Origin of the sequence: Pseudomonas sp. NY11955 (assembly GCF_048068035.1) — a bacterium.
Taxonomy (GTDB): Bacteria; Pseudomonadota; Gammaproteobacteria; order Pseudomonadales; family Pseudomonadaceae; genus Aquipseudomonas.
The window spans coordinates 55,328-78,045 of the sequence record NZ_JBLUPS010000012.1 but is presented as its reverse complement, the minus strand read 5'-3'; the positions used below and the strand labels follow the sequence as shown (position 1 = coordinate 78,045).

Here is a 22,718-nt window from a genome sequence, read left to right as displayed (position 1 = left end):
AGGCTTTTGCCCGTCCTGTGCCGACCGCTCATCGCTTTAGGAATGCTGCATGTCCACCCCCACCGTCCGCGAACAATTCCTTGTCATCAGTGCCCTGGGCCCGAACCCCATGGAACTGGCCAACGTCCTCAGCCGAGCAGCCTTCGAAAACCGCTGCGCGGTGGTCACCTCGCGCCTGAGCCGCCACGGCGAGACCAGCGCCCTGGTGCTGCAGGTGGGCGGCAGCTGGGACGCCCTGGCACGTCTTGAGTCCACCCTGCCGGGCCTGGGCAAGAAGCACGGCCTGACCCTCGACGTGGTGCGCAGCGCCGACCAGGAAGTGCGCCCACAGGCGCTGCCGTACGTGGCCTACGTCAGCGCCGCCTATCGCCCGGACATCATCAACGAGCTGTGCCAGTTCTTCCTCGACCACCGCGTCGAACTGGAAGCCATGACCTGCGACACCTATCTGGCGCCGCAAACCGGCAGCAGCATGCTCAATGCCCAGTTCACCGTGATCCTGCCCGCCGGCACGCAGATCAGCTGGCTGCGCGACCAGTTCCTGGACTTTGCCGATGCCCTGAACCTCGACGCGCTGATCGAGCCATGGCGTCCACAGAACCCAATGTAAGGAAACCGACCATGGCTGTAGCACTCGACCAACCCGTTGCCGACTTCCAGGCCCAGGCCACCAGCGGGCACACCGTCAGCCTTGCCCAACTCAAGGGCAAGCAGGTGGTGGTGTACTTCTACCCGAAGGACAGCACCCCAGGCTGCACCACCGAGGGCCAGGGCTTCCGTGACCAGCATGAGGCCTTTGCCGCAGCCAATACCGTGGTGTTCGGCGTGTCGCGCGATGGCATCAAGTCGCACGAGAACTTCAAGGCCAAGCAAGGCTTCCCCTTCGAGCTGATCAGCGACAAGGACGAAGCCTTGTGCCAGCTGTTCGATGTGATCAAGCTGAAGAAGCTGTACGGCAAGGAATACATGGGCGTTGACCGCAGCACTTTCCTGATCGACAAGGACGGTGTGCTACGCCAGGAGTGGCGCGGGGTGAAGGTGCCTGGGCATGTGGATGCCGTGTTGGCGGCGGCCCAAGCCTTGAACAAGGCTTGAGATTGCTGGGGCTGCTTTGCAGCCCATTCGCAGCACAAGGCTGCTCCTACCCGGTCCCTGTAGGAGCAGCCTTGTGCTGCGAATGGGCCGCAAAGCGGCCCCAATTACATTCATAGCATGGGTGAAACACTCGGCTCCTGCCGAGGCCAGGCATCCAGCACGGCCTTGATCAGCGTCGCCAGTGGGATAGCGAAGAAGATTCCCCAAAACCCCCACAGCCCGCCAAACAGCAAGACCGCGCAAATGATCGCCACCGGGTGCAGGCTCACCGCCTCGGAGAACAACAGCGGCACCAGCACGTTGCCATCCAGTGCCTGGATGATCGCGTACACCGTCATCAGGTAGATGAACTGGTCGCCCCAGCCCCACTGGAACAGCGCAATCAGCGTTACCGGCACGGTCACCACCACCGCCCCCACGTAAGGCACCACCACCGACAGCCCCACCAGCAACGCCAGCAGCGCGGCGTAGTTGAGCCCCAGGCTGATGAAGGCGATATAGGTGGCGATGCCACAGATCAGGATCTCGATACCCTTGCCGCGAATGTAGTTGGCAATCTGCCGGTTCATCTCGCTGCCCACCCGGTTGAGCAGCGCACGCTGGCTGGGCAGGTAGCCGCTGACCCAGCGGCCGATCAATTCGCGGTCCTTGAGGAAGAAGAACACCAGGATCGGCACCAGTACCAGGTAGATCATGGCGTTGACCAGCAGCGGCAGGCTGGACAGCGAGAACGTCAGCGCCCATTGGCCGAACTTGCCGATTTCGCCGCGCACCGATTCGATGGCATGCAACACCTGTTCGTCCGACACCAGGTGCGGGTAGCGCTCAGGCAGCAGCAGCAACAGCGACTGCCACTTGCCGAGCATGCCCGGCAACTCGTTGAACAGGGTGATCAACTGGTGCCACAGCAGCGGCACCAGCACCAGCATGAACACCGCCAGCGCGCCCATGAACAGGGCAAACACCAGCATCACTGCCAGCCGCGTAGGGACTCGCACACGCTCCAATGCGTTGACCAGCCCTTGCATCAGGAACGCCAGCACCATGCCCGCCAGTACCGGCGCCAGCATGCCACCCAGGGTGAGTACCGCGGTAAAAGCCAGGAACAACAGGACCGCCAGCACCACTGCTTCCTCATCGGAGAAGTAGCGCTGTATCCAGTCGCGAAGCACTTTGAACATTGACGATCCTTGGTAAAGACTCAGGCCTTGCGTAGCCAGTAAATGTAGGTGCCGGCCTCGGCCGTTTCCCGCAGCAGGGTATGACCGGCCAACTGGGCGAAAGTGCGGAAGTCGCGCTGCGAGCCTGCGTCAGTGGCGATCACCTTGAGCACCGCACCGCTGGCCAGGCCATTGAGCGCCATCTTTGCCTTCAGCAGCGGCAAAGGGCAATTCAGCCCGCTGGCGTCCAGTTCGGCGTCGCAGGTCAGGGTGTCACTCATTGCGGGGCTCTCCAAAGGCATTGCCAGACGGCTGGCTGACAGGGGCGGCTAGGATAGCGCCACTGGTCGCCAACGTGTGAGCCCGCTACAGTAGGTATCTTTGACCGACGCGAGCTTCATGCATGAATCTACTGCGCCCTACCCTGCTGACGCTGGCCTGCCTGATGGCCCTTCCCGGCCATGCTGACGACCTGCCATCACTGGGGGATGCCAGTTCCGCGATCGTTTCACCGCAACAAGAGCACCAACTGGGCCGCGCCTGGCTGAGCCTGCTGCGTGGCCAGGTCAACCAGTTGAACGACCCGCAGCTCAAGGACTACGTCGAAACTACCGTGTACCGCCTGGCCGAAACCAGCCAGCTGCAGGACCGGCGCCTGGAATTCATCCTGATCGACAGCCGCGAACTTAACGCCTTCGCCGCCCCCGGCGGCATCGTCGGGGTCAACGGCGGCCTGTTCCTCAATGCCCGCACCGAAGGCGAGTACGCCTCGGTGCTGGCCCACGAACTGGCGCACTTGTCGCAACGCCACTTCGCCCGTGGCGTCGAAGCCCAGCAACGCATGCAACTGCCGATGATGGCGGCATTGCTCGCGGGTATCGTGCTGGCTGCCGGTGGCGCTGGCGATGCGGGTATCGGCATGATTGCCGGCACCCAGGCGGCAGCAATCCAGGAGCAGCGGCGCTTCTCGCGGCAAAACGAACAGGAAGCCGACCGCATCGGCATCCAGAACCTGGAAAAGGCCGGTTACGATCCTCGCAACATGCCCACCATGTTCGAACGCCTGGCGCAGCAGTACCGCTATGGCGCCAAACCGCCGGAATTTCTGCTGACTCACCCGGTGACCGAGTCGCGTATCGCCGACACCCGCAACCGTGCCGAACAAGCGCCCAAGGGCGGTGTCGAGGACAGCCAGCGCTACCAGCTGATTCGCGCTCGGGTGGCCCTCACTTACGAAGAAACGCCAGGCTTGGCCGCCAAGCGCTTCCGCACCCAACTGGAGGAAGACCCGAAACTGGACGCTGCGCGTTACGGCCTGGCCCTGGCGCAGATCAAGGGCGGCCAGCTGAACGAGGCGCGCGAAATGCTCAAGCCGCTGCTGGCCAAAGCGCCCAACGACATCACCTACAACCTGGCGCAGATCGACCTCGACATCACCAACAACCGCCTGGCCGACGCGCAGCAGCGTGCCGAGCGGATGCAGGGGCTGTACCCAGGCAACTATCCGCTTAAACAGGTGCGTGCCGATTTGCTGGTGAAGCAGAACAAGCCTGCCGAGGCGGAGAAGGTGTTGAACGAGCTGGTCAAGAGCCGGCCGGATGACCCGGATGTGTGGTACGACATGGCCGAAGTGCGGGGCCTGTCGGGCAATACCATTGGTTTACACCGGGCGCGGGCCGAGTACTTCACCCTGGTCGGGGACTTTGACCAGGCGATTCAGCAACTGGACTACGCCAAGCGCCGGGCGGGCAGCAACTTCCCGCTGGCTTCGCAGATCGACCAGCGCCAGCGCGAGATCATGGAGCAGCAGCGCATGGTTCGGGAAATGATGGGGCGCTGAAGGGTTCGGGAGCGCTTTGCGCTCCATTCGCAGCACAAGGCTGCTCCTACAGGGGAATGCAACCTCCTGTAGGAGCAGCCTTGTGCTGCGAATGGGCCGCAAAGCGGCCCCAGCAATCTCAGGCGTTACCGGACAGTTTCAGGCGCGCCGCCTGGGTAAAGTCCAGCATGCGGTTCAGCGGCTTGATCGCCTTGGGCACCAACGCCGGGTCAACAAAAATCTCGTTGGTTCCCTTACGCAGGCAATCCAGCACCCGCTCCAGGGTGTTCATCGCCATCCACGGGCAATGCGCGCAGCTGCGGCATGCCGCACCGTTGCCGGCGGTAGGGGCCTCGACGAATTCCTTGTCCGGGCACAGCTGCTGCATCTTGTAGAAGATGCCGCGGTCGGTGGCGACGATGAAGGTCTTGTTCGGCAGGGTCTGGGCAGCCTTGATCAACTGGCTGGTGGACCCCACCGCGTCGGCCAGCTCAATCACCGCTTCTGGCGACTCAGGGTGCACCAGGATCGCAGCATCCGGGTACAGCGCCTTCATGTCGGCCAGCTGACGCGACTTGAACTCTTCGTGAACGATGCAGGCGCCGTCCCACAGCAGCATGTCGGCACCGGTCTGCTTCTGGATATAACGCCCCAGATGCTGGTCCGGGCCCCAGATGATGGTTTCGCCGTTGTCCATCAGGCTTTCGACGATTTCCAGCGCGCAGCTCGAAGTCACCACCCAGTCGGCACGCGCCTTCACCGCAGCGGAGGTGTTGGCGTAAACCACCACGGTACGCTCAGGGTGCTGGTCGCAGAACGCCGAGAACTCTTCGACCGGGCAGCCCAGGTCGAGCGAGCAGGTGGCCTCCAGAGTCGGCATCAGCACGCGCTTTTCCGGGGTGAGAATTTTTGCCGTCTCGCCCATGAAGCGCACACCGGCCACGATCACCGTTTCGGCCGGGTGATTCTTGCCGAACCGGGCCATTTCCAACGAGTCGGACACGCAGCCGCCGGTTTCTTCGGCCAGTGCCTGGATGACCGGGTCGCAGTAATAGTGGGCAACCAGCACGGCGTTCTGGGCCTTGAGCTCGGCAGCGATGGCCGCACGGTATTCGGCCTCCTGCTCGGCTGTCAGCGGGTTGGGCTGCTTGGCGTCGAGGTGAGCCTGAACCAACAGGCGTTCGGAAATCTGGGTCATGATCGCTGGACCTGCAGGCGCACGTGCGCGTCAAATCGAGTGTATCACCCGGCCCTGACAGATCGGCTAAGGGTGCCGGACGGCATACTGGCCGCCACGGCCCTCTGCGGGCACGGATTATTATCGGAGGCCGAAGGCTACAGACAATCCAGCGATTACTAAAGTGGTTTTTGTGTTGCCTGCACCGGCGTCTTCGCGGGCACGCCCGCTCCCACAAGTACTGCGCTGCCCTCGGGGGCAATGAGTAACCTGTGGGAGCGGGCACGCCCGCGCAAAGGCCAGTGCAGGTTCAATCGATCAACCCTGGGGCGACAATGCCGCCAAGTGCGCGGCCATGAGCATGGCGAATTCTTCCACGGTCATTTTCTTGCCGTTGAAGTCGACCATGCCATCGGCATAGTGCAGGCTGCTCACCACATCGTTGCCTTCGACGGTCGCCATGCCGCTCTGCAACGCCATCATGCCGACCATCTCCCCTGCCTGGCCCGACTGCATGGCAATCGCCTGGGCGTCGGTCTGGCCATCCAGCAATGCCTGCAAGGTCGCCAGGTCACCGATCATCGGCTTGGACAGCGACAGCTTGCTCTTGACCTCGGTGATCAGCTGCTTGCTCAACTGGTCCGGTGGCAAATCGAAGCTGGCCGGGGCGGCGAAGCCCATCGACAGGTTGAAACGGCTTTCGCCATTGGCAGTCTTGAACGACAGGTTTTCTACCGCCACCTTGGGCTTGGCGGCCAGCAGTTGGCGCAGGTCGCCCTGGAACCTGGCCTTCTCGGCGTCGTCCATCTGGATCTGCGGCACAGGCTGACCGGCCGCTGAAGCGGCCTCGAATTCCGGCAGGTGCTGCTGGTACCACTTCGACAAAGCCTGCAATGCAGGGGCATTGACCGAGCTGACGCTCACCGCCATCTGCGCCTTGCCTACCGCGCGGCCATCCCAGGTGATGTCACCCACCTTGTACTCCACACGACCGCCTACGGTATCCGGGCCATCGAGGGTTTGCAGAGCATTCTGTTCCAGGCCTTTGATCAGCAGCACCTGCTGTTTCGGCCCCAGGGTGACCTTGGTTTCGGCCAACGCCAGGTCGACGCTACCCACGTAGATGGCGTCGTGCTCGGTAGCTGCAAGGTTGCCGCCAACTGTCAGGCCTTTGAGTTCGAACGTGGCAGGCGGCTGATCATCACGCACCAGTTTCATCACCAAACGGTCGGCCTGGCCATGGAATTTCGAAGCCTTGCCTTCCTTGTCGCCACTGACCTCCAACCGCATACCCGAGAAGTCGAGGCTATTGCCGTCCGCTTCGTCGAGTTTGACCGGCGCCAGTCGGACCTGGCTGACCACATTGCCGTCGTAACCCAGGCTGGTCTGGGCACTGACCGGAACCTGCTCGCCTGCGGCGGCGAACCACGGCGCGGTGGCATCGTCCTTTTGCAAGGTGCTGTTGCTCACTGCCAGTACCGGCATCAACTTGAGTGCCTTGACCCGCGACCAGGGGAACGGGCCGTGCTCGATCTGGTCGGTCACGCCCACGTCAAAATTGATCACCTCGCCTTCACCCACATTGATGTCGCGGGCCTTGAGCCGGTACTGGGCGGTGCTGCTGAAGAAATGCTGCTCCAGCGACACCCGCTCGATACTCATGCTGCCGCCGGTGCTGACCAGGGCCTTCTTGAATTCGGCGTTGCTGCGGGCAAGGGCGTTGTCCAGCTCGGCAGGCAGTTGCTTGCCGGTGTACCAGGCGCCCGCCGTGGTTGCGACGGCAATGGCGATAGCCAGGCCGGAAAGGATGCCAACTGATTTCTTCATGAATAGAACCGATTGCTGTCCATAAGGGCTTCGAAGGCGGCCAGAGGCCACATAGAAAGCGAAGAGTACCATTGCGACAGAAGACCAGGACCGGCGCAAAACGCGAAAAGTGACTTTTCGGAAGCGTCTGACACCTCTCAAAGACAGGCATCGCTCGTTAATTTTTTCGAACATTCGAATTGATCAAAATCGCAAAAAACCGCGCAAAAACCGAACAAAAGCCCTCGGAAATCGATAAATATTTCAATTCAGCAACATCTTGTCATGTTTAACTTGACACCCACCTACCCATCGTTTTTTATTTTCACCACTTTGCGCGATCCCCCCCGCGCCTTCCGCCGCTCCAACATAAAAGGTGAACAACATGGAGCCCACCCGCTCGCCCTTGCCGCATGCGCAATACACCGTGCCCGTCGTTTACGCCCAGCAGCAGGAGCCATGCCAGCATGCAGCATGACCACAGCGCTTCCGGCAACGGCCAACTCCGCAAAACCCTGCGCCTCTGGCACGTGATCATCATCGGCCTGGCCTACCTGACGCCGATGACCGTGTTCGACACCTTCGGCATCGTCAGCGGGATTACTGCCGGCCACGTACCCAGCGCCTACATCCTGGCGTTGGCAGGGATCCTGTTCACCGCAGTGAGCTACGGCACCCTGGTCAAGCGCTTCCCGCAATCGGGCTCGGCCTACACCTACACCCAACGCGCGATCAACCCGCATGTGGGCTTCCTGGTCGGCTGGTCGTCATTGCTGGACTACCTGCTGCTGCCGATGGTCAACGCGCTGCTGGCCAAGCTGTACCTTTCGGCCATGTTCCCGGAAGTGCCGGAGTGGATGTGGGTGGCCGGTTTCGTGACCCTGATCAGCCTGATCAACATGCGCAGCGTGAACCTGGTGGCGCATTTCAACCTGTTGTTCGTGGGCGTGCAGGTGGCGATCATTGCCGTGTTCATCTACCTGTGCGTGCGCGGCCTGGATCACGGTGAAGGGCTGGGTACCGCCTGGAGCCTGATACCATTCGCCGACAGCCAGACCCAGTTCAGCGCCCTGGCCGCGGGTGCGACCATCCTGTGCTTCTCGTTCCTGGGCTTCGATGCGGTCACCTGCCTATCGGAAGAAACCCGCGACCCGGCCAAGACCATTCCCCGGGCGATCTTCCTCACCGCCCTGATCGGCGGCGTGGTGTTCATCACCGTCTCGTACTTCATTCAGGCCTACTTCCCGACCATGGCCCGCTTCCACGACCAGGAAGCAGCCCTGCCGGAAATCGCCCTGTATGTCGGCGGCAAGCTGTTCCAGTCGATCTTCATCGCCTGCACCGTGATCAACACCATCGCCTCGGGCCTGGCCTCGCAAACCAGCGTGTCGCGCCTGCTGTACGTGATGGGCCGCGACAACGTCATCCCGGCCAGCGTCTTCGCCCGCCTGCATTCGCGCTACAAGACGCCGGTGCTGAACATTGCCGTGGTAGGGGTCATTTCCCTGTCGGCGATCTTCTTCGACCTGGTTACAGCCACCTCGATCATCAACTTTGGCGCCCTGGTCGCGTTCAGCTTCGTCAACCTGTCGGTCATCAACCACTGCTACCTGCGCGAAGGCAACCGCAAAGGCCTGGCCAACCAACTGAAATACCTGGTACTGCCTACCATCGGTTTCTGCATCATCGTCTCGCTGTGGCTGGACCTGAATGCGCATTCGCTGATGTTTGGCGGCATCTGGGCCGCGCTCGGGTTGATCTACCTGGGCTGGCTGACCAAAGCCTTCCGCTCGGCACCGCCCAACTACGTCGCCGAATGAACCACGCTGCCGACAACGCCCGCGCCTGACCGCGGGCGTTGTACTTGATCGAAAAGGAAAGTTCTCATGCCGCTGCGTCGCCTCTCCATCCAATGGAAGATCACCTTGCTTGCCGGCCTGTGCCTGCTGGCCATCGTCGCCTTGCTGGTAGCCACCTCGCTGACCCAGGCGCAGCGCAGCGCTGCCTTGGTCAACCAGGCCAACACCGCCATGCTCGACAACAGCGCCCGCCAGCGCCTGCAGGCCCACGCCGAAACCCAGGCCTTGCGTATCCAGCGCTACTTCATGGACGCCTACCAGTACGGCAATGGCTTTGCCCGCCTGGTGCAAGTGCTGAAGGCCCGTGGCGGCAGCGACCTGCGCGCCGAGCTGACCCGCCAGGCGCGCGCCAGCCTGGCCGGCAACCCGGATGTGATCGGCCTTTACCTGGTATTCCAGCCCAATGCCCTAGACCAGCAAGACAGCCAATACATAGGCCAGGACGCTGTGGGCAGCAATGAGAGTGGGCGTTTTTCGCTGTACTGGTCGCAACCAAGCCCCGGCACCCTGGAGCTTGAGGCCATGCCGGAAACCATGCTCGGCGATGCCAGCATCGGCAGCAACGGCGCGGCGAAGAACCGCTGGCTGACCTGCCCGCAGGATACCGCCAGAACCTGCATGCTCGAACCGTACCTCGACGAGGTCAACGGCCGTCAGGTGCTGATGACCAGCATCGCCCTGCCGCTGCTGGAGCACGGCAAGGTAGTTGGCGTGGTCGGCCTGGACATCGGCCTGGCCAACCTGCAGCAACTGAGCGTGGACGGCCGCCGCGAGCTGTTCGAAGGCCAGGGGCAGGTGAGTATTGCCAGCGCCGCCGGCCTGTTGGCCGGTAACAGCCGCGACGACAGCATGCTTGGCCAGCCCATGGACAAGGCGGTTGCCGACGGCCTGCTGCGCGAGGCCCACCCTTTCACCCCCATTCCTGACACAGCCCCGTGGCAGGTATTGCTGGAACTGCCGGAAAGCGTGCTGCAGGCACCTGCCGCAGCCCTCAACCAGCGCCTGGACGCACACAACCAAAGCGCCAACCTGACCAGCCTGATGATCGGCCTGGTCGCTGCCGTGGTCGGTTTGCTGCTGGTGTGGCTGACCGCACGCGGCGTTACCCGGCCTATCCTGGCCGTGGCCGCGCGCCTGGAAGACATCGCCAGCGGCGAAGGCGACCTCACCCGCCGCCTGGACTATGCCCGCCAGGACGAACTGGGCCAGCTTACCGGCTGGTTCAACCGCTTCCTCGACAAGCTGCAACCGGTCATCGCCCAGGTCAAAGGCTCGCTGCAGGAGGCCCGTGGCACCGCCGACCAGTCCGCCGCCATCGCCAGCCAGACCAGCAACGGCATGCAGCAACAGCACCGCGAAATCGAGCAGGTGGCCACGGCGGCCAACGAGATGAGCGCCACCGCCCTGGATGTCGCCCACAATGCCTCGCAGGCCGCCCAGGCCGCGCGCGCCGCCGACCAGGCCAGCCAGGAAGGCCTGCAACTGATCGACAGCACGCGCCAAGGCATCGACCGCCTGGCCGCCGGCATGAACACGGCCATGGACGAGGCACGTGCACTGGAAGGCCGCAGTGGGCAGATCGGTTCGGTGCTGGAGGTGATCCGTGCCATTGCCGAGCAGACCAACCTGCTGGCACTCAATGCCGCCATCGAAGCGGCGCGCGCCGGCGAAGCCGGGCGAGGCTTTGCCGTGGTTGCCGATGAAGTGCGCGGCCTGGCCCAGCGCACACAGGTGTCGGTGGAGGAAATTCGTCAGGTCATCGAAGGCCTGCAGCAAGGCACGCAGGATGTCGTCGGCGCCATGCATGAAGGCCAGCGCCAGGCCCAGGACAGCGCTGCGCGCATGGAGCAGGCATTGCCGGCACTGCAGCGTATTGGCCAGGCGGTGGCGGTCATCAGCGACATGAACCTGCAGATTGCCTCGGCTGCCGAGGAGCAGAGCGCGGTGGCCGAGGAAGTGAACCGCAATGTGGCCGGCATCCGAGATGTGACAGAATCACTGGCTGGCCAGGCCGACGAATCGGCGCGCATCAGCCAGGCCCTTAACCGCCTGGCCAACCAGCAACAGGCGCTGATGGAGCAGTTTCGCGTCTAGCCTGTAAGGGCCCCTTCGCGGGCAAGCCCGCTCCCACAGGGTTTTGCACTTGCCTCGATGACGGTGCCGACCCGCGGGAGCGGGCTTGCCCGCTCCCACAGGGTTTTGCACTTGCCTCGATGGCGGTGCCGACCCGCGGGAGCGGGCTTGCCCGCTCCCACAGGGTTTTGCATTTGCCTCGATGGCGGTGCCGACCCGCGGGAGCGGGCTTGCCCGCCCCCACAGGGTTTTGCACGTGCCTCGATGGCGGTGCCGACCCGTGGGAGCGGGCTTGCCCGCGAAGAGGCCCTTGCAGACGCCACAGCACTATCGTTTTTACTGAGCACAACTCATGCAAACCGCAACCCGATCCACCTTTTTTGACATCACCAGCGAACAGGGCCTGTTACGCACCTCGATTGCCGTCACCCTGTTCATCGCCACCATCGGCATCGCCTTCGGCCTAGCCTCCGGCTCGTTCTCCATCGTCTTCGACGGTGTGTACTCCCTGGTCGACGCCAGCATGAGCGGCCTGTCGCTGGTGGTGGTCAAGCTGATCACCTCGCACACCACCAGCGTGCAGATGTCGCGCAAGCTGCGCGAGCGTTTCACCATGGGCTTCTGGCATCTGGAGCCGATGGTGCTGGCACTCAACGGCATCCTGCTCAGCGGCGTGGCCATCTACGCGCTGATCAACGCCGTCAGCAGCCTGTTGCAAGGCGGCCGTCACCTGGAGTTCGGCATTGCCATGGTCTACGCGGTGCTGACGGTGATCACCTGCGTAACGATCGCCGTCGTCGAAGCCCGCGCCAACCGCAAACTGAAGTCAGACTTCGTGCGCATGGACGTCAAGGGCTGGGTGATGTCGGCCAGTATCACGGCCGCCCTTCTGATCGCCTTCTGCTTCGGCTACGCGGTGCAGGGCACCTCGCTGGAATGGGTGTCGCCGTATATCGACCCGGCGGTACTGGCGCTGGTGTGCCTGGTGATCGTGCCGCTGCCCTTGTCGGTGGTGCGCCAAGCGCTATCGGAAATTTTCCTGGTCACCCCTGGTGACCTCAAGCTGCATGTAGATGAAGTGGCCAAGGCCTTCGTCGCCCGCCACGGGCTGCAGTCTTACCGCGCCTATGTCGCGAAGGTCGGGCGCTCGCGGGAAATCGAGCTGTATTTCATCGTGCCAAAAGGCATGGCTGCGAAGACCATCGAAGAATGGGATGCGTGGCGCAACGAGATTGGTGATGCGGTTGGTGGTGAAGGGCCTGACCGTTGGATTACGGTGGTGTTCACTGGCGATCCCGAATGGGCTGAGTAAGACAGGAAGCCAACAACGAAAAAGCCCGCGACCATTTCTGGTAGCGGGCTTTGACGTACTGTATATGGTGGGTCGTGTAGGATTCGAACCTACGACCAATTGGTTAAAAGCCAACTGCTCTACCAACTGAGCTAACGACCCGTTGGGTGGCGCGTATAATACTGATTTCTAACGAGAAATCAACACCCCATCAGCATTTTTTCAAAAGTACCGCGTCGGGTCTTCGACACCGGCGGCCTTGAAGCCGTCGGCGCGCAGGCGGCAGCTGTCGCATTTGCCACAGGCACGGCCGTCATCGTCGGCCTGGTAGCAGGAAACGGTCAGGCTGTAATCCACACCACGGGCCATACCGGCCTGCACGATCTGCGCCTTGCTCATGTTCTGCAACGGCGCCTGAATGCGGAAGCCCTGCCCTTCAACGCCAGCCTTGGTTGCCAGGTTGGCCATGCGCTCGAAGGCCTCGACGAACTCGGGGCGGCAATCCGGGTAGCCGGAGTAATCCACGGCATTGACGCCAATGAAGATGTCACGCGCGTCCAGCACCTCTGCCCAGCCCAAGGCGAGCGAAAGGAACACGGTGTTGCGCGCCGGCACGTAAGTGACCGGGATGCCTTCGCTCGGGGCTTCCGGCACGTCGATACTGCTGTCGGTCAATGCCGAACCGCCGATGCCGTCGAGGTTCAAGCCGATCACCTTGTGCTCGACCACACCCAGATCGCGGGCCACGCGAGCAGCGGCATTCAACTCGGCACGATGGCGCTGGCCGTAATCGAAACTCATGGTGTAGCAGCGGTAGCCTTCGGCCTTGGCCATGGCAACTACGGTGGCTGAGTCCAGGCCCCCGGACAACAGGATTACTGCGCGTTTTTCGGTCATGTGTACGTGCTCCTCAATCAACGTCCGGGTTCGTCGTTCCACAGCAGCTTGTGCAGCTGCAGTTGGAAGCGTACAGGCAGGTTGTCGGCAACGATCCAGTCCGCCAGGTCGCTGGCCTTGACCTGGTGGTGGCTAGGTGAGAACAACACCTCACCGGCACGCTCGGCCAGGTTGTACTGGATCAGCTTGGAAACCGCCCAGTCGTAGTCTTCACGGGAACAGATGACGAACTTGACCTGGTCGTTGCGGGTCAGCTGCTCGATGTTCTCGTAGCGGTTACGGTGAGACTCTTCGGAGCCTGGGGTTTTCAGGTCGACCACGCGGCTGACGCGGGTATCGGTGCCGGCAATGTCCAGCGCGCCGCTGGTTTCCAGCGATACCTCGTAGCCGGCGTCACACAGGCGCTGCAGCAACGGCAAGGCGTTGGGTTGGGCCAGCGGCTCGCCACCGGTAACGCAGACATAGCGGGGCTTGAAGCCGGCCACCTGCTCAAGGATCGAATCGAGGGTACGTACAGTGCCGCCACTGAAGGCATAGGCACTGTCGCAGTACTGGCAGCGCAGGGGGCAGCCGGTGAGGCGCACGAATACGGTGGGCAACCCAGCCGTTCGCGTTTCACCCTGCAAAGAGTAAAAGACTTCGGTGATGCGTAATGTGTCTTGCATGCTCGCCACGGGCGTGACAGCTAAACAGGCTGCCCGCCTCCGTCAGGCACTGTCGCGGACTCGACATAGCGTTATCCGCAGCAGCGTGTTTACGAAAAAAGGGCACTGATTCTAACGAAAAAACCCGCGACTGGCGCGGGTTTCTTTCGAACGGTGCAGCTACGACGCTTAGAGCTTCTGCAGGTCACGCTGGGCCAGTTGCGCGGCAGAGGTGCCGGGGTACTGGGTGATGACCTGCTGCAGGATGCCCTTGACCTTGTCGGTATGGCCCATACGGCGCTCGACGTCGGCCAATTTGTACAGCGAATCTGGCACCTTGCTGTGTTTCGGATACTTCTGACTTACCTGGGCAAAGGCCTGGCTGGCACCTGGCAGGTCACCCTTGGCCAGGTTCACTTCACCCAACCAGTACTGGGCGTTGCCGGCGTACTGGCTGTTGGGGTACTTGCGCAGGAAGGCGTTGAACGCCTGGCTGGCCTTGTCGAAGTCTTTCTGTTTGATCAGGTCGAAAGCCGCATCGTAGTAGAGCTTTTCTTTCGCCGGATCACCAGGCTCGCTACTGGCGGCCGGTTGTTGCGCAGCAGCACCTGCTGCTGCATCGGGGGCGGCATTGGACGCACCACCACCGGAGGAATTGTCAGGGGTTGCGGCAGGCGCAGCGCCACTGTTGATGCGACGGTCCAGGTCCTGGTAACGCTCCAGGTTTTCCTGCTTCATGCGCGACACATCGTTTTGCAGCTCTTCGATGATGCCTTGCTGGCGGGAAAGCTGATCCTGCATCTGTTGCAGCTGCATGAACAGCTGGCCCTGTGCAGAGGCAGGGGCCGAAGCCCCTGACCCGGCATAGGCGCCGCTCGTGCCATAACCCGCAGGCGGATAGCTGCCTGCGTTGTCATCTACTACAGGGACCTCAGCCCAGGCCGCGAGCGGCAGGCTGAGTGCGAGGACGGTTACTACACGGCGGCACATACGCATAAGAACTTACTTACGCAGTTCTACGCGACGGTTCTGAGCCCAGGACTGCTCGTCGTTGCCGGTGGCAACTGGACGCTCTTCGCCGTAGGAAACCAGTTCCAGCTGAGCAGGGGAAACGCCCTGCAGAACCAGGTAGCGCTGAACGGCTTTCGCACGACGCTCACCCAGAGCCATGTTGTACTCGCGGGTGCCGCGCTCGTCGGTGTTGCCTTCCAGAACAACGCGGTTGCCGTTGGCTTTCAGGTCCTTGGCGTGAACGTCCAGAGCGCGCATGGCTTCTGGCTTCAGGTCCGAGCTGTCGTATTCGAAGTAGAAGGTGGTGATTGCGCGCAGGGCGGCTTCTTCGCTCAGGGAGCCGTCAACAGCGCCAGTGTTGGCACCGTAGCCAGCGTTAGGATCTACAGCAGCGCCTTCGCCTGCGTTATCACCGCCCTTCGAGGAGCAACCTACAGCTACAGCCATGGCCAGAGCCAGCGCAGCAAATTTACCAAACTTCAGCATTTCCATCGTGAAACTCCTAATGAAACCCCAGTGTGTTAAGCAAAACGTATTACGCCGCAATCAGTTCAGGTAAGGGGACCAGGACGGTTCTCTGACTTCGCCTTGAGCGGTAGGAAGTGGGAGCCTCACGCGGCCATTAAGCGACACGAGCATCAAGACTCCCCGGCCCTGCTGGCGGGTGGCGTAGATTAGCATGGTGCCGTTTGGCGCGACAGTGGGAGACTCATCAAGACTTGTTTCAGACAGAATCTTTACACTTCCGCGCTGCAAGTCCTGTGCCGCCACTTTAAAGTTGGTAAAGCCTTGTTGGCGATGAATCATCACCAAGGTCTTTTCGTCTGCCGAAAGTTTCGGGTTGGCGTTGTAGTTACCCACGAACGTTACGCGTTCGGCACCACCACCACTGACCGACTGTTTGTAGATCTGCGGTTTACCGCCACGGTCGGAAGTGAAGTAAAGGGTGTTGCCATCCTTACCCCAGAACGGCTCGGTATTGATACCTGGGCCGGCAGTGACACGGCTGATTTGGCGCGAAGCCACATTCATCACGTAGATGTCCGGGTTGCCGTCCTTGGACAGCACGAACGCCAGGCGCGAACCGTCCGGCGACCAGGCTGGCGCACCGTTCAGGCCTTCGAAGTTGGTCACCTGCTCGCGGCGACCGGTATCGATGTTCTGGATGAAGATACGCGGGCGCTTCTGCTCGAACGAGACGTAGGCGATACGCTTGCCATCCGGCGCAAAGCGCGGCGACAGGATCGGTTCACGCGATTGCAGCAGGGTGACCGCACGCGCACCGTCGTAGTCCGAACGCTGCAGGGTGTAGCGGGTGTTGTTGGTGGAGAAGCGCTCGGCCGTCACGTACAGCATGCGGGTAGAGAACGCACCCTTGATGCCGGTGAGCTTCTCGAACGACTGGTCGGCAATGTAGTGCGCCATGTCGCGCAGCTGGTCGGTGCTGCCCGCTACGCTACCGGTCAGCACTTGCTGCTCGGTGGCGACGTTGAACAGCGCGTACTGCACCTGCAGGCGGCCGCCCGACGGCACGATGCTGCCGACCATCACGTACTGGGCACCCAGCGCTTTCCAGTCACGGAAGATCACTTCGCTGGCCTGGGACGGCTGGCTGATCATGTTCTGCCGCGGAATCGGCGAGTAGTAGCCAGAATTGCGCAGGTCGTTGCCGATGATATCGGCGATGTCTTCGGGCAGCACGCTGCCGCCCTGCAGACCGAACGGCACTACCGCGATGGGTGTAGCCCGGTCGCTGCCGCTGGTGACCAGGATGTTCTTTTCCTCTGCCACCGCCATGCCTGCCACGCAGCACAGCATGACCAGCAGTCCTCTCAGACGTTTAATCACAACGCTAGATCCTCAGGTGTAAATGTCATCTTGAACGAACGATATTGGTTGAAATCGCTCGGCTTCATACCCTGCATCTCGGTCAAACGACCAATGTTCTTCACCGCAGCCACCGCCGAACTGTCATACGGGCCGTCACCACTGGAACGGGCCACGCTGACACTGGTGATGGTACCGTCCGGCAACATGTTGATCTGCAGGACCACCGTCATGCCCTTGCGCGCGGAAGGCGGACGTGCCCAGCCCTCGGCCGCTCGCATGCGGATCAGGTCGTCGAAGTCGCCGGCCACCTGGTCACCCTGCTCGTCGGCCAGCGCCTGCTGCCGCTCGGTGGTGTCGGACAACAGCTCGGCCAGGGCCTGAGCTTTCTTGTCTTCTGCCGCCTTGCGGGCCGCTTCCTGTGCCTTCTTCTTCTGGGCGTCTGCAGCGGCCTTTTTCTTGGCCTCTTCAGCTGCCTTCTTCTTCGCGTCCTCGGCCGCCGCTTTCTTCTTGGCGTCCTCGGCTGCTTTCTTCTTGGCCTCTTCGGCTGCCTTTTTCTTGGCTTCCTCGGCGGCTTGCTTCTTCGCCTCTTCAGCGGCCTCTTTCTTGGCCTCTTCTTCGGCTTTTTTCTTGGCTTCGTCCTCGGCCTTCTTCTTGGCGATGTCGGCCTGCTGTTTCTCGGCGGCCTTCTTCGCCTCGTCGGCCTTTTTGGCTTCGGCGGCTTTCTTGGCCTCGGCAGCCTTGGCGGCTTCAGCGGCCTTGGCAGCGTCTTCGGCTTTTTTCGCCTCGGCGGCTTCGCGGGCCTCCTCGGCCTTTTGAGCGGCGTCGGCTTTCTTTTGTTCCGCGGCCTTCACAGCTTCCTGCTCGACTTTCTTCTGTTCCAGCTGCTCGACCTCGGTCTGGCGCGAAGCGGTTTTCTTCGCTTCCCCGGCAATCTTCTGATTGGTCTGGGTGGTCGCCTGGCTCTTGGACTTGAGCTGGTACAGGGTAGCCTGAACGATCGGCTTGGAAGGCGGCAGCTCAGGCGTCATGGCAAAACTGACGAACAGCAGGGCGAACACCAGCACATGCAGGCCGATGGCCCAGACACTGGGCCAGAAGTAGCTTTCCGAGGCGGATGGCTCTCGCTGTTGCATCAGGGCGCCTCGGTAATCAGGCCAACGTTACCGACACCGGCCTTCTGCAACCCGCCCATGGCACCCATGACCGCGCCATAGTCGACAGCCTTGTCGCCACGAATGAACACCTGGGTCTGCTTGCCCTGGTCACGGCCGGCAGCGATGATCTTGGTCACCGCATTGGTCATTTCAGGCAAGGTCATGGCCTTGTCCATCTGTTTGTCGGTATCGACTTCGCTGCCAAGGTTCCAGTAGTAGGTCTTGTCGGCCTTGATGGAGATGGTGAGGATCTGGACGTTGTTGTCCTGCGGCAAGGCTTCGCTGGAAACCTTGGGCAGGTCGACCTTCACGCCCTGGTTGAGCATGGGCGCCGTCACCATGAAGATGACCAGCAGCACCAGCATCACGTCGATGTAGGGCACCACGTTCATCTCGGCGACGGGCTTGCGTTTGTGGCGAACTCGGGCCATGGGCTTCTACCTGATTACTCTTCGCTGGTGTGCACTTTGCGGTGCAGGATCGCCTGGAACTCGTCGGCGAAGGTGTAGTAACGACCGATCAGCACTTCACTGCGCGCGGCGAAACGGTTGTAGGCGATGACCGCCGGGATCGCTGCGAACAGGCCGATGGCGGTGGCGATCAGCGCTTCGGCGATACCTGGGGCAACCGTGGCCAGGGTGGCCTGCTGGGCGCTGGCCAGGCCGCGGAAGGAGTTCATGATGCCCCACACGGTACCGAACAGGCCGATGTACGGGCTGGTGGAACCGACGGTGGCCAGGAACGGCAAGCTCTGCTCGAGTTTTTCTTCCTCGCGCGAAATGGCTACGCGCATGGCACGGCCAACGCCTTCCATGACCGCGTCCGGGTCAACGCCCGGTTGCTGGCGCAGGCGCGAAAACTCCTTGAAGCCGGCACGGAACACCTGCTCCACGCCAGAATCCGGGTCTGGGTTGCTGCCTGCCTGACGGTACAGCTTGGACAGGTCGATGCCCGACCAGAAGCGCTCCTCGAAGGCATCCAGCGCACGACGACCGGCGCGCAGCATGGTGCTGCGCTGGAAGATCATGATCCATGAAGTGACCGAGGCGGCCACCAGGGTCAGCATTACCAGCTGTACCACCACGCTGGCATTGCTGACCAGACTCCACATGGAGGTATGGTCGACGACGTTAGCTTCCACGCTTATTCTCCTGCATTCGATTGATTACCCGAGCCGTCCGCCGCAAAGGCGTCGCGCAGCTGGGGGGGTATGGCTCGGGGTTTGAAAGTGTCGGCGCGCACGGCGGCCACCAGGAACTGCCCTTCGCAAAGCAGCGTTTCGTCTTTTTCCCGCCAGACCTGCTGCACGAAGCGCAGGCTGGCGCGATTGAGTTCAAGTACTTGCGCGGTCACCCGCAATTCGTCATCAAGCCGCGCCGGCGCGTGATACCGCGCTTCGCTGGAATGGACCACGAACAGCAGATTGTCTTCGGCCAGCAACGACTGGGAAAAGCCCAGGTGCCGCAGGCGTTCAGTGCGCGCGCGCTCCATGAATTTCAGGTAGTTGACGTAATACACCACGCCGCCCGCATCGGTATCTTCGTAATAGACGCGACAACGGTGGGCGAACGGTTCGAGCTGATTTTGCGCGCGCATACTCTAGTGCTTACTCCTCAGCTTGCCAATCCGCTGTGGCAACTGTTTTTTCTTCATTAATGTCTTATTGCCAGCGCACCTTGGGCATGCCAGCGGTAGGACCACGAAAAGTCGCTTTCGATCTGTCATTCATCGCCTGGCTCGGAAAAATCACCACCCTCCGCCAAGCGCCCGGGAATATTCAGGCCGAAGTGCAGGTAGGCATGCCGGGTGACCACGCGGCCACGCGGCGTACGCATGATGTAGCCTTGCTGGATCAGGTACGGCTCAAGCACATCTTCGATGGTATGACGCTCTTCGCTGATGGCCGCTGCCAGGTTGTCCACCCCCACCGGGCCGCCATCGAACTTCTCGATCATGGTCAGCAGCAGGCGGCGGTCGGAGTGGTCGAAACCACGCTCGTCGACGTCCAGCAGGTTCAGCGCCATGTCGGCCACCGCCTTGCTGATCTGGCCCTTGCCGCGCACCTCGGCGTAGTCGCGTACGCGGCGCAGCAGGCGGTTGGCGATACGTGGCGTGCCGCGGGCACGGCGGGCGATTTCGTAAGCGCCTTGGTCTTCGATGGCCAGGCCCAGGATGTTGGCCGAGCGGCTGACGATGGTGGCCAGGTCTTTGTCGCTGTAGAACTCCAGGCGCTGGACGATACCGAAGCGATCACGCAGTGGATTGGTCAGCATGCCGGCACGGGTGGTAGCACCCACCAAGGTGAACGGTGGCAGGTCGAGCTTGATCGAACGGGCCGCCGGGCCTTCGCCGATCATGATGTCGAGCTGGAAATCCTCCATGGCCGGGTACAGCACCTCCTCGACGACCGGCGACAGGCGATGGATTTCGTCGATGAACAGCACGTCGTGCGGCTCGAGGTTGGTGAGCATGGCTGCCAGATCACCAGGGCGTTCCAGAATAGGCCCCGAGGTGCTCTTCACCGACACCCCCATTTCATGGGCGATGATGTTGGCCAGGGTGGTCTTGCCCAGGCCCGGCGGGCCGAAGATCAATGTGTGATCGAGCGACTCGCTGCGGCCACGGGCAGCCTGGATGAACAGCGCCATCTGCTCGCGCACCACCGGCTGGCCGATGTAATCGTCCAGGCTCAGCGGGCGAATCGCCCGGTCCTGAACCTCTTCACGGTCGCGGCCACTGGCGGCGATCAGGCGGTCGGCTTCGATCACTTGGTAATCATCCCTTTCAGGCTGCGGCGGATCAGCTCTTCACTGCTCAGGCCGGCCTTGTCCTTGATCGCGGCGATTGCCTTGCTGGCTTCCTGCGGCTTGTAGCCCAGCGATACCAGGGCACTGACCGCATCGGCCTCGGCGCTGGACTCGCTGGCGACCGGCAACGGCCCATCGGACACCAGGGTGAACATGGCCGGCGAGGTTTCCCAAGCCTTGAAGCGGTCCTTGAGTTCGACCAGCAAGCGTTCGGCTGTTTTCTTACCGACGCCAGGTACACGCACCAGGGCCGAGGTGTCCTGGGCCTGCACGCAGCGCACCAACTCGTCCACTTCCAGCCCGGACATCAGCGCCAGGGCCAGCTTCGGCCCTACGCCATTCAGGCGGATCAGCTCGCGGAACAACTCGCGCTCGCGTTTTTCGGCAAAACCATAGAGCAAGTGGGCGTCTTCGCGCACGACCAGGTGGGTATGCACGGTGACGGTTTCGCCCACTTTGGGCAGACGGTACAGCGTGGTCATGGGAACTTCCAGTTCGTAACCCACGCCGTTGACGTCGATAATCAGGTGCGGCGGCTGTTTTTCCGCCAGGGTGCCGCGCAAACGTCCAATCACGTTCCGATCCTTCCTCTCGGGGAGCCGGTCAAAGACCGCTCAACCCTATCAGCAAATGCAGCGGGTGAACGCATCACCCGAACAAAATGTGTATCAGCGCATGAAGCGCCTACAGACGCAAGCGCCCGCCGCGTCGCCGCGCCGTGGCCAGGCCATGTGGCACCAGGCTGGAACGGGTGTGGGCATGGCACAGGGCGATAGCCAGGGCATCGGAGGCATCGATCTGCGGCTTTTGCGTCAACTTCAGCAGGTGCATGACCATCATCATCACCTGCTCCTTGTTGGCCCCACCCGTGCCAGCCACGGCCTGCTTGACCTGGGTGGCGCTGTACTCGGCAATTTCCAGGCCGGCCTCGGCGGCGGCGACGATGGCCGCGCCACGGGCCTGGCCGAGCTTGAGCGCCGAGTCGGCGTTGCGGGCCATGAACACCCGCTCGATGCCCATGGTCACAGGGCCGTGCTGGGCGATGATTTCACTGACGCCACGAAAAACGATCTGCAGCCGTTCGTGCAGCTCGCCGCTGCCGGTGCGAATGCAACCCGACGCCACGTACTCGCAACCACGGGCGGTCTGGCGGACCACACCGTAGCCAGTGATGCGCGAGCCGGGGTCGATACCAAGAATCAGAGTCATAACACCTGCAGAGTTTTACCAGTTTCACCGGCCTATTCGCGGGCAAGCCCGCTCCTACAAAGACCTCGCGATCCCTGTAGGAGCGGGCTTGCCCGCGAATTGGCCCTCAAGGCGAACGAAACAACCTTAGCCGAGGTTTTCCATGATCTCATCGGAAATCTGGGCATTGGAGTAGACGTTCTGCACGTCGTCCAGGTCTTCGAGCATGTCGATCAGCTTGAGCACCTTTTCCGCACCGTCCTGGTCAAGTTCGGCGCTGGTGGTCGGCTGCATGACGATTTCCGCGTCAGCGGCCTTGAAGCCAGCCTCTTCCAGGGCGTTACGCACGGCATAGAAGCTATTGAACGAGGTGAACACGTCGAACGAGCCATCATCGTTGGCCACCACGTCGTCGGCATCGGCCTCCATCGCCGCTTCCATCAACGCGTCCTCTTCCACGCCCGGGGCAAAGCTGATCTGCCCCTTGCGCTCGAACAGGTAGGCCACCGAACCGTCGGTACCCAGGTTGCCGCCACACTTGGTGAAGGCATGGCGCACGGCGGCGGCGGTACGGTTGCGGTTGTCGGTCATGGCCTCGACCATGATCGCCACGCCACCCGGGCCGTAACCTTCGTAGCTGAGCTCTTCGACGTTGTCGCTTTCATTGGTGCCAGCACCACGGGCCACGGCGCGATCGATGATGTCGCGGCTCATGTTGGCGCCCAGGGCCTTGTCCAGCGCCAGGCGCAGGCGCGGGTTGGATGCCGGGTCAGGACCGCCCTGCTTGGCAGCGACCGTCAGTTCGCGGATCCACTTGGTGAAGACCTTGCCTCTCTTGGCATCCTGGCGCTCTTTGCGGTGCTTGATGTTCGCCCACTTGGAATGACCAGCCATAACGACTCCGAAT

23 protein-coding genes, 1 tRNA gene and 1 pseudogene are annotated in these 22,718 nt (G+C 62.1%); 7 read left to right on the top strand and 18 right to left on the bottom strand.

Annotated elements, in window-relative coordinates; genetic code table 11:
* Positions 1-49 precede the first annotated feature (49 nt).
* A complete protein-coding gene (locus tag ACNFBR_RS21175; RefSeq protein ID WP_003254741.1) occupies positions 50-610 on the top strand; it encodes a glycine cleavage system protein R in 561 nt (186 codons plus the stop codon).
* Positions 611-621: 11 nt separating this feature from the next.
* Complete coding sequence (locus ACNFBR_RS21170) at positions 622-1,095, top strand: peroxiredoxin (RefSeq protein ID WP_416736626.1); 474 nt, start codon at positions 622-624, stop codon at positions 1,093-1,095.
* Positions 1,096-1,205: 110 nt separating this feature from the next.
* Here the strand turns inward: ACNFBR_RS21170 and ACNFBR_RS21165 are convergent, their stop codons facing one another.
* The gene (locus ACNFBR_RS21165) at positions 1,206-2,276 is read right to left on the bottom strand and encodes an AI-2E family transporter (RefSeq protein ID WP_416736625.1); all 1,071 of its coding nucleotides are present in this window, start codon (positions 2,274-2,276) and stop codon (positions 1,206-1,208) included.
* Positions 2,277-2,296: 20 nt separating this feature from the next.
* Complete coding sequence (locus tag ACNFBR_RS21160; protein WP_416736624.1) at positions 2,297-2,536, bottom strand: sulfurtransferase TusA family protein; 240 nt, start codon at positions 2,534-2,536, stop codon at positions 2,297-2,299.
* A 122-nt stretch (positions 2,537-2,658) separates the two neighbouring features.
* Here ACNFBR_RS21160 and ACNFBR_RS21155 point away from each other — a divergent pair, with 122 nt between their 5' ends.
* On the top strand, positions 2,659-4,095 hold the full coding sequence (locus tag ACNFBR_RS21155; protein ID WP_416736623.1) for a M48 family metalloprotease: 1,437 nt from the start codon (positions 2,659-2,661) through the stop codon (positions 4,093-4,095).
* A 118-nt stretch (positions 4,096-4,213) separates the two neighbouring features.
* Here ACNFBR_RS21155 and nadA read toward each other — a convergent pair whose 3' ends face one another.
* Together nadA and ACNFBR_RS21145 are read right to left on the bottom strand one after the other, a co-directional pair.
* Positions 4,214-5,272, bottom strand: coding sequence for a quinolinate synthase NadA (gene nadA / locus ACNFBR_RS21150; protein WP_416736622.1), 1,059 nt, complete (start codon positions 5,270-5,272; stop codon positions 4,214-4,216).
* Positions 5,273-5,569: 297 nt separating this feature from the next.
* A complete protein-coding gene (locus tag ACNFBR_RS21145) occupies positions 5,570-7,078 on the bottom strand; it encodes a YdgA family protein (protein WP_416736621.1) in 1,509 nt (502 codons plus the stop codon).
* A gap of 446 nt (positions 7,079-7,524) precedes the next feature.
* Between ACNFBR_RS21145 and ACNFBR_RS21140 the strand changes: the two genes are divergently transcribed.
* The 4 genes and pseudogenes from ACNFBR_RS21140 to ACNFBR_RS21125 all read left to right on the top strand — a co-directional run bounded on the left by ACNFBR_RS21140 (position 7,525) and on the right by ACNFBR_RS21125 (position 12,301).
* The gene (locus ACNFBR_RS21140; protein WP_416736620.1) at positions 7,525-8,877 is read left to right on the top strand and encodes an APC family permease; all 1,353 of its coding nucleotides are present in this window, start codon (positions 7,525-7,527) and stop codon (positions 8,875-8,877) included.
* Between the two features lie 66 nt (positions 8,878-8,943).
* A pseudogene (locus ACNFBR_RS21135) lies at positions 8,944-10,152 on the top strand (HAMP domain-containing protein); the annotation flags it as partial.
* 102 nt (positions 10,153-10,254) lie between these two features.
* Positions 10,255-11,010, top strand: a complete 756-nt coding sequence (locus ACNFBR_RS21130) for a methyl-accepting chemotaxis protein (protein WP_416736727.1) — start codon at positions 10,255-10,257, stop codon at positions 11,008-11,010.
* 331 nt (positions 11,011-11,341) lie between these two features.
* Positions 11,342-12,301, top strand: a complete 960-nt coding sequence (locus ACNFBR_RS21125) for a cation diffusion facilitator family transporter (RefSeq protein ID WP_416736619.1) — start codon at positions 11,342-11,344, stop codon at positions 12,299-12,301.
* 65 nt (positions 12,302-12,366) lie between these two features.
* On the opposite strand, the gene ACNFBR_RS21120 is transcribed toward ACNFBR_RS21125, so the two are convergent.
* The 14 genes from ACNFBR_RS21120 to ACNFBR_RS21055 form a co-directional block, all read right to left on the bottom strand.
* Positions 12,367-12,442, bottom strand: a tRNA-Lys gene (locus ACNFBR_RS21120).
* Between the two features lie 60 nt (positions 12,443-12,502).
* Positions 12,503-13,195 (bottom strand): 7-cyano-7-deazaguanine synthase QueC, encoded by a 693-nt coding sequence (gene queC / locus ACNFBR_RS21115; protein ID WP_416736726.1) that lies wholly within the window; start codon positions 13,193-13,195, stop codon positions 12,503-12,505.
* Positions 13,195-13,842, bottom strand: a complete 648-nt coding sequence (queE, locus tag ACNFBR_RS21110) for a 7-carboxy-7-deazaguanine synthase QueE (protein ID WP_416736618.1) — start codon at positions 13,840-13,842, stop codon at positions 13,195-13,197. Before queE ends, queC begins: the two co-directional genes overlap by 1 nt.
* A 168-nt stretch (positions 13,843-14,010) precedes the next feature.
* On the bottom strand, positions 14,011-14,817 hold the full coding sequence (ybgF, locus tag ACNFBR_RS21105) for a tol-pal system protein YbgF (RefSeq protein WP_110743807.1): 807 nt from the start codon (positions 14,815-14,817) through the stop codon (positions 14,011-14,013).
* Between the two features lie 6 nt (positions 14,818-14,823).
* A complete protein-coding gene (gene pal / locus ACNFBR_RS21100; protein WP_003254755.1) occupies positions 14,824-15,324 on the bottom strand; it encodes a peptidoglycan-associated lipoprotein Pal in 501 nt (166 codons plus the stop codon).
* Positions 15,325-15,378: 54 nt separating this feature from the next.
* Entirely contained in the window at positions 15,379-16,650 is a 1,272-nt protein-coding gene (gene tolB, locus ACNFBR_RS21095) for a Tol-Pal system beta propeller repeat protein TolB (protein ID WP_012273763.1), read from the bottom strand.
* Positions 16,651-16,676: 26 nt separating this feature from the next.
* The gene (tolA, locus tag ACNFBR_RS21090) at positions 16,677-17,795 is read right to left on the bottom strand and encodes a cell envelope integrity protein TolA (RefSeq protein ID WP_012051476.1); all 1,119 of its coding nucleotides are present in this window, start codon (positions 17,793-17,795) and stop codon (positions 16,677-16,679) included.
* Entirely contained in the window at positions 17,795-18,247 is a 453-nt protein-coding gene (tolR, locus tag ACNFBR_RS21085) for a protein TolR (protein WP_054890995.1), read from the bottom strand. The genes tolA and tolR overlap by 1 nt, the downstream gene beginning before the upstream one ends.
* A 14-nt stretch (positions 18,248-18,261) precedes the next feature.
* Positions 18,262-18,957, bottom strand: coding sequence for a protein TolQ (gene tolQ / locus ACNFBR_RS21080; protein WP_010952367.1), 696 nt, complete (start codon positions 18,955-18,957; stop codon positions 18,262-18,264).
* 2 nt (positions 18,958-18,959) lie between these two features.
* The gene (gene ybgC / locus ACNFBR_RS21075; RefSeq protein WP_400739119.1) at positions 18,960-19,412 is read right to left on the bottom strand and encodes a tol-pal system-associated acyl-CoA thioesterase; all 453 of its coding nucleotides are present in this window, start codon (positions 19,410-19,412) and stop codon (positions 18,960-18,962) included.
* Positions 19,413-19,537: 125 nt separating this feature from the next.
* Positions 19,538-20,584 (bottom strand): Holliday junction branch migration DNA helicase RuvB, encoded by a 1,047-nt coding sequence (ruvB, locus tag ACNFBR_RS21070; protein ID WP_416736617.1) that lies wholly within the window; start codon positions 20,582-20,584, stop codon positions 19,538-19,540.
* Positions 20,581-21,198 carry a Holliday junction branch migration protein RuvA gene (gene ruvA, locus ACNFBR_RS21065; protein ID WP_110743812.1) on the bottom strand — a complete coding sequence of 206 codons (618 nt, stop codon included), beginning with the start codon at positions 21,196-21,198 and terminating at the stop codon, positions 20,581-20,583. Before ruvA ends, ruvB begins: the two co-directional genes overlap by 4 nt.
* Before the next feature lie 109 nt (positions 21,199-21,307).
* On the bottom strand, positions 21,308-21,832 hold the full coding sequence (gene ruvC / locus ACNFBR_RS21060) for a crossover junction endodeoxyribonuclease RuvC (protein ID WP_012273769.1): 525 nt from the start codon (positions 21,830-21,832) through the stop codon (positions 21,308-21,310).
* 126 nt (positions 21,833-21,958) lie between these two features.
* On the bottom strand, positions 21,959-22,705 hold the full coding sequence (locus ACNFBR_RS21055; RefSeq protein WP_003254770.1) for a YebC/PmpR family DNA-binding transcriptional regulator: 747 nt from the start codon (positions 22,703-22,705) through the stop codon (positions 21,959-21,961).
* Positions 22,706-22,718: the final 13 nt, after the last annotated feature.

Coding starts and splice junctions, on each gene's coding strand:
- ACNFBR_RS21165 (WP_416736625.1), bottom strand. CDS start 2,276: ATGTTCAAAGTGCTTCGCGACTGGATACAGCGCTACTTCTCCGATGAG.
- ruvC (WP_012273769.1), bottom strand. CDS start 21,832: ATGACTCTGATTCTTGGTATCGACCCCGGCTCGCGCATCACTGGCTAC.
- pal (WP_003254755.1), bottom strand. CDS start 15,324: ATGGAAATGCTGAAGTTTGGTAAATTTGCTGCGCTGGCTCTGGCCATG.
- ACNFBR_RS21175 (WP_003254741.1), top strand. CDS start 50: ATGTCCACCCCCACCGTCCGCGAACAATTCCTTGTCATCAGTGCCCTG.
- ACNFBR_RS21130 (WP_416736727.1), top strand. CDS start 10,255: ATGCAGCAACAGCACCGCGAAATCGAGCAGGTGGCCACGGCGGCCAAC.
- queE (WP_416736618.1), bottom strand. CDS start 13,842: ATGCAAGACACATTACGCATCACCGAAGTCTTTTACTCTTTGCAGGGT.
- ACNFBR_RS21055 (WP_003254770.1), bottom strand. CDS start 22,705: ATGGCTGGTCATTCCAAGTGGGCGAACATCAAGCACCGCAAAGAGCGC.
- ACNFBR_RS21145 (WP_416736621.1), bottom strand. CDS start 7,078: ATGAAGAAATCAGTTGGCATCCTTTCCGGCCTGGCTATCGCCATTGCC.
- ACNFBR_RS21170 (WP_416736626.1), top strand. CDS start 622: ATGGCTGTAGCACTCGACCAACCCGTTGCCGACTTCCAGGCCCAGGCC.
- ACNFBR_RS21140 (WP_416736620.1), top strand. CDS start 7,525: ATGCAGCATGACCACAGCGCTTCCGGCAACGGCCAACTCCGCAAAACC.
- tolA (WP_012051476.1), bottom strand. CDS start 17,795: ATGCAACAGCGAGAGCCATCCGCCTCGGAAAGCTACTTCTGGCCCAGT.
- nadA (WP_416736622.1), bottom strand. CDS start 5,272: ATGACCCAGATTTCCGAACGCCTGTTGGTTCAGGCTCACCTCGACGCC.
- ACNFBR_RS21125 (WP_416736619.1), top strand. CDS start 11,342: ATGCAAACCGCAACCCGATCCACCTTTTTTGACATCACCAGCGAACAG.
- tolB (WP_012273763.1), bottom strand. CDS start 16,650: ATGCTGTGCTGCGTGGCAGGCATGGCGGTGGCAGAGGAAAAGAACATC.
- ACNFBR_RS21160 (WP_416736624.1), bottom strand. CDS start 2,536: ATGAGTGACACCCTGACCTGCGACGCCGAACTGGACGCCAGCGGGCTG.
- ybgC (WP_400739119.1), bottom strand. CDS start 19,412: ATGCGCGCGCAAAATCAGCTCGAACCGTTCGCCCACCGTTGTCGCGTC.
- ACNFBR_RS21155 (WP_416736623.1), top strand. CDS start 2,659: ATGAATCTACTGCGCCCTACCCTGCTGACGCTGGCCTGCCTGATGGCC.
- ybgF (WP_110743807.1), bottom strand. CDS start 14,817: ATGCGTATGTGCCGCCGTGTAGTAACCGTCCTCGCACTCAGCCTGCCG.
- tolR (WP_054890995.1), bottom strand. CDS start 18,247: ATGGCCCGAGTTCGCCACAAACGCAAGCCCGTCGCCGAGATGAACGTG.